The 1,959-nt window shown below is 52.4% G+C and carries 1 pseudogene; it reads left to right on the top strand.

Going from position 1 to position 1,959, the window contains the following annotated elements:
* Nucleotides 1-1,838, top strand: a pseudogene (locus HMPREF2980_RS04475) (type IV secretion protein Rhs); the annotation flags it as partial.
* Between the last annotated feature and the right edge of the window lie 121 nt (nucleotides 1,839-1,959).

Raw genomic sequence — 1,959 nt, 5'->3', positions numbered from 1 at the left:
CCCAGTCGGCTGAGTTTGCCTCTGCTGTTGAGGACGCTCAGGCGTGGCTGCCGCAGTGCCCGGAGTCCGTGGAGCTTGAGGGCGTCACTTTGGTACCGGTCTCGACGAGCGTGTTCTCCTATGACGGTAATGATTCGCGTCTTCTGCAGGTTTCTTCGGATGGTTCCGGCTCGTTGCTAACCTATGGTGCGGCTGGGTTTGTGAACTCGGTGGCGTCGTGGGGTTCTGCTGAGGATTCGGCTGTGTCCTTCTCCTTGCTGTGTGCTTCTACTGATGGTCGTGTACTTGCTGCCGGTGGTGCGCCTGCTGGTGTACCTGAGTTTGGTGTACCCTCAACCGGTGCTGGTGCCGCTACTGGTTCTGTGGCTGGTTTTGATGCTTCGGTGATGCACCCGCTGGTGTGGGATGAGAATTCTTTTGTTCCGCGTGTGCTGGGTGTGGCTGGCTCGTCGATGCCTTCTGTGGGTTCGCTGGTTCCTGGTGCTGGTTCTGGTGCTGGTCTGTTGGATCCGTATGGTTGGGCTTCTTTGGGTGTTGCTGCACCTGCTGTGCCTTCTGCTCAGGGTGCTTCTTCTGGTTCCGCTCCTGTGTTGCCGGATTCGCTGGTTGGTGTTTCTGCGGCTTCGGGTGTGGTGCTGGGTTCTACTGGTTTTGAGGTGTTGGGTGCCCGCGTGGTGGATTCGCGTGTGGCTCGTTTTACGGCGCCTGATCCTTTGGTTGCGCCTGTGGGTGCTGGTTGGGGTGCTGATCCGTTCTCGCTGGTTGGTGGTAACCCGGTTTCTTTGGTGGATCCGTGGGGTCTGTCGCCGATTTCGTTTGAGGATTATGAGGAGTATCGTCAGGAGCGCATTAAGAATAAGGGTGCGATTATGGCGGCTCGTTGGTTGCAGGTAGCTGCTGTTGCGGCAGTGGTTGCGTCTGTATTTTGGGGTGGTCCTCTTATCGCGGCTATTGCTTGGGGTGCTTTCGCTGGCGGGTTGGAAGGTATGGCAGCTGGCTTAGAAAAGACAAAGAACGGTCAGATAGATTGGGGTCAGGTGATCTTGGAAGGATTGTATGGTGCAGCAAAGGGTGCGGTAACTGGTGGTGTTGCAAAAGTATTTACACACGCTCAAGTCTTTGCCAAAATTCCGGTAAACGGTTTTACGGAGAAGATGGCTTCCAAGGCGGGTTCCAGCAAGTTTGTACCTTCGGTCCTCCAGAAACCTGCTCAGAAGGCTGCTTCATTTATTAGCGCCCGTAGAGATTCCGTGAGTAAGACTAGTTGGATGACTAAGGACCCTGCGCCTTGGGTGAGGATGCAGAATATATCTGGTAAGTATGCCCCGGAGGTTGCGGGTGAGTCATTGTCTGCAGGTGTAGGATCCGTAATGGATTACACGAAGAAGGCGGAGAATTTTAAGGCTGAGGATGCTGCAGTAAGTTTTCTGTCTGGTGCAACAACCGGGTTCTATAAGAGCCTTATAACTGCTCCTGTGAAGGGTAAGTATTCAGCAAAGAGTGAGGGTGGCCAATACCTGTACGGTCCCGTGAAGCGGACTGTTGCTAATGATATGGCATCACGTGCGGCGAATGCTTCCGTTGATTGGATAGATAAGGGGGTTCAGCGCAGGTTGTTGAATGACTCTGCTCGGAACCCGAAGCCTGTCTCTGAGCGCCAAGCTGAGCGCTTGCTGGCAAAGGACTTCCAAGACGCTGTTATGGGTAATTCGAAGAGTAATTTCAAGTCCTTGGCTAGCGGTTATAAAGCTCGGCGAGATGGTGCAAATACGCAATCTACCGGTGTATCAGAGCAAACTTCTGGTACTGCTGAATCTGATGCGGGAGCGAGTGAATGATCGATGTTAAAAATAATATTTATTATTTTCTCCGGAATTATTTCTGTGCTAACCGTTATCTCTGTTGTCTACATCGTTATTAGGTATGAGATTAATCGACGCCAAGATAAGAAAAAAGAAG

This window comes from Rothia sp. HMSC076D04, assembly GCF_001814645.1.
GTDB lineage: Bacteria > Actinomycetota > Actinomycetes > Actinomycetales > Micrococcaceae > Rothia > Rothia mucilaginosa.
This window is presented reverse-complemented; position numbering and strand designations above follow the sequence as displayed.